This is a genomic window from Devosia sp. (assembly GCF_041917035.1).
Lineage (GTDB): Bacteria > Pseudomonadota > Alphaproteobacteria > Rhizobiales > Devosiaceae > Devosia_A.
On the sequence record NZ_JAYRYM010000360.1, the window covers coordinates 1 to 2,774 of the forward strand.

General features: G+C 67.5%; 5 protein-coding genes. 2 read left to right on the top strand and 3 right to left on the bottom strand.

What is annotated here, in order from left to right:
- Both ACE3TU_RS21005 and ACE3TU_RS21010 read left to right on the top strand, forming a co-directional pair.
- On the top strand, positions 1-839 hold an 839-nt coding region (locus tag ACE3TU_RS21005), incomplete at its 5' end, for a GtrA family protein (protein WP_374627803.1).
- A complete protein-coding gene (locus ACE3TU_RS21010) occupies positions 830-1,009 on the top strand; it encodes a hypothetical protein (RefSeq protein WP_374627805.1) in 180 nt (59 codons plus the stop codon). The genes ACE3TU_RS21005 and ACE3TU_RS21010, both read left to right, overlap by 10 nt.
- On the opposite strand, the gene ACE3TU_RS21015 is transcribed toward ACE3TU_RS21010, so the two are convergent.
- From ACE3TU_RS21015 to ACE3TU_RS21025, 3 genes are all read right to left on the bottom strand, one after another.
- Positions 1,006-1,296: a type II toxin-antitoxin system RelE/ParE family toxin gene (locus tag ACE3TU_RS21015; protein ID WP_374627807.1), complete on the bottom strand. Its 291-nt coding sequence runs from the start codon at positions 1,294-1,296 to the stop codon at positions 1,006-1,008. The two genes, ACE3TU_RS21010 and ACE3TU_RS21015, sit on opposite strands and share 4 nt — an antisense overlap.
- Positions 1,293-1,601 carry a type II toxin-antitoxin system RelB/DinJ family antitoxin gene (locus ACE3TU_RS21020; protein WP_374627809.1) on the bottom strand — a complete coding sequence of 103 codons (309 nt, stop codon included), beginning with the start codon at positions 1,599-1,601 and terminating at the stop codon, positions 1,293-1,295. The genes ACE3TU_RS21015 and ACE3TU_RS21020 overlap by 4 nt, the downstream gene beginning before the upstream one ends.
- Positions 1,602-1,656: 55 nt before the next feature.
- The coding region (locus tag ACE3TU_RS21025; RefSeq protein ID WP_374627811.1) for a sigma-54-dependent transcriptional regulator at positions 1,657-2,774 on the bottom strand (1,118 nt) is incomplete at its 5' end.

Below are 2,774 nucleotides of genomic sequence, written 5' to 3' on the forward strand. Positions count from 1 at the left end.
TTGCCGTGATCGACGCCGACCTGCAGCATGACGAGGCCATCCTGCCGCAGATGCTGGCCAAGGCCGTGGCCGGCGACGACATCGTCGTCGGGACGCGCTATTCGGGCGACGGCAGCGCCGGGCAGGGCCTTTCGCGGGCGCGCGAGGCGGGAAGCCGCTTCGCCACCAGGCTCTCGGGCCTGCTGACCGGCCAGTCGCTCAGCGATCCGATGAGCGGCTTCTTCCTGATGCGCCGCGAGGTCTTCGACCAGGTGGTGCAGACGCTCAGCGAGGACGGCTTCAAGATCCTGCTCGACATCATCGTCTCGGCCAACCGGTTCCACGCGCTCAACGGCAAGACGCTGAAGATCGGCGAGGTGCCCTACACCTTCCGGCCGCGCCATGCGGGCGAGAGCAAGATGAGCCCGATCATCGTCGTGCAGTTCCTCGGGTTGCTGGTCTCCAAGCTGAGCCGCGGCCTGCTGCCCACCAGCTTCCTGCTGTTCGGCCTCGTCGGCGGGCTCGGCGTCATCGTGCACATGGGCACCCTGTGGATCACCCACGAGCGGCTGGGCTTCAACTTCTTCTGGGGGCAGACGGCGGCGGTGATCGTCGCCATGACCTTCAACTTCATGCTCAACAACGAGCTGACCTATGCCAACAAGAAGCTCAGGGGCTGGCGCTACCTCACCGGCCTGTTGACCTTCTACGCGGTCTGCTCGATCGGTGCCCTCGCCAACGTCTCGGTGGCCAGCTGGATCTATGCCTTCGACGGCTCGTTCTACCTGGCCGGTCTGCTCGGCGTGCTGATGAGCGTCGTCTTCAACTATTCGGTCACAAGGGTGTTCACATGGCGGTAGAACTCGAGATCAAGCTCCGGCGCACCGGTGGCGTCGGGCCGAACGCCAAGTGGGACTGGTCGCTGGTCGATGCCGCCGGAACGGTGGTCAAGAAGGGCTCCGCCTGGGGCGAAGAAGCCAAGGTCTTCGCCACCGCCAGGAAGGCGCGCGACAAGCTCAAGCAGGACTAGATCGCTCCCGCGGGTGGCCACTGCCGCGCACCGTGGATCAATCGGATGATCCTTACGCCGCTGTCATCGACCGCATAGACGGCAATATAGGGCGTGTGCTGGATGACCAACTCCCGAGTATTGCTCGCCCTGCCGACACGGCCGGAAAGGGGGTAGTCCGCCAAACGCAACACCGCGTGATCGATACGTTCGTCCAGTTCGAGTGCGGCCAGCGGGCTCTCGTCTTCAACAAATGAGATGAGATCCCGTCGGTCCTGCCGGGCTCGGTGTGCCCACCGAACTCTCAACGCTCTCCCCCGCCGATCCGTGCCCGGAGTCTGGCACGGCGCTCGGCGAATTCTGCTTGGACTTCCTCTCCCGAAATGTCGGGCCGCGGATCATCCAGCGCCTCCTGCACCTTCGCCCGGAACCAGGCATCGTAGGCCTCGTCGGGGGTCAGTAGTTCCATCGGCAGGGCCCCCTCGTTGGCGGTACGGGTGAGGAGGATGCGCACCGCATCCGATACCGTCAGGCCGGATTTCGCCAGCACTTCGGTCGCCTTGTCGCGAATCTTGGGATCGATGCGGGTCTGTACGAGGGCGTTGCCGGCCATTTCGGGGACTCCTGGGAAGCGGCACTGTAATGCATCTGCATTACAGCGTGAACCCTCAGGCCGCGCCGCGCTTGCCGTCCATCTCCGCCCAGGCCTGCCGCTTGCGGTAGATCGTCGAGGGGCTGAGTTCGAGCGCCGCGGCCGCCAGCGCGATGTTTCCGCCGCAGGTCTCGATGGCGTCCTCGATGATGCGCTGCTCCTGCCGCCACATCGGCAGGATCGACGAGCGGCGCGGCAGGCTGGCCGGCGCTGGCGCCGGGACCGGCGCGACAGCGTCGAGATCGGCCTGCTGCACCATCTCGGCGCTGATCGGCCCGCCCTCGAACAGCACGACGACGCGGCGGACGAGCTCCTGCAGCTGACGGACGTTCCCCGGCCAGTCGCGCCCGGCCATCAGGCCGATCGCCTCGTCGGAGAACCCCTCGAACGGCTTGCGCTCCTCGCCCTGGTAGCGGGCGAGGAAGTGCCGGGCCAGAACGGCGATGTCGGCCGGGCGCTGGCGCAGCGGGGGCAGGTGAATCGGCAGCACGTGCAGCCGATAGAACAGGTCCTCGCGCAGCTTTCTCTCCGCGATCAGCTGCATCGGATTATGGGCCGTGGCGCAGATCACCCGCACGTCGACCCGGCGCGGCGCGGTCTCGCCCAGCCGGACAATGCTGCCCGACTGCAGGAAGCGCAGCAGTTTCAGCTGCACGCTGAGGTCGAGTTCACCCAGTTCGTCGAGATAGAGCGTTCCGCCATCGGCCCGTTCGGCCGCGCCTCGCTGGTCCTCCTGGGCCCCGCTCAGCGCGCCGCGGGCGGTTCCGAACAGTTCGCCCTCCATCTGGTCCCGGCGGATGGCGTGGCAGGCGAGGGTCACGAAGGGCAGCATCGCCCGCGGACTGCGCCGGTGCAGCAGTCCGGCGCACAGGTCCTTGCCGGTGCCGGGCTCGCCGCTGATGAAGACCGGTGCTTCGGAGGTCGCGCTGCGTTCGATCTGCTCGCAGACCACCTGCATCTGGCTCGAGGCGGCGATCAGTCCGGAGGCGGCGGCATTCGGCCGGACCGCGGCCTCGAGGCCGAGGCCCCGCGCCTTGCCGTGCCGCTCGGCCAGTTCGCGGACATGCGCGACGAACGCCCCGCCGGAAAGCGGCTGCGAGAGGCAGTCGTGCGCCCCGCCGCGCATGGCCGCCA

What these genes read in the sequence shown, in the direction of transcription:
- ACE3TU_RS21010 (WP_374627805.1), top strand. Translation starts at nt 830, where the DNA reads ATGGCGGTAGAACTCGAGATCAAGCTCCGGCGCACCGGTGGCGTCGGG.
- ACE3TU_RS21020 (WP_374627809.1), bottom strand. Translation starts at nt 1,601, where the DNA reads ATGGCCGGCAACGCCCTCGTACAGACCCGCATCGATCCCAAGATTCGC.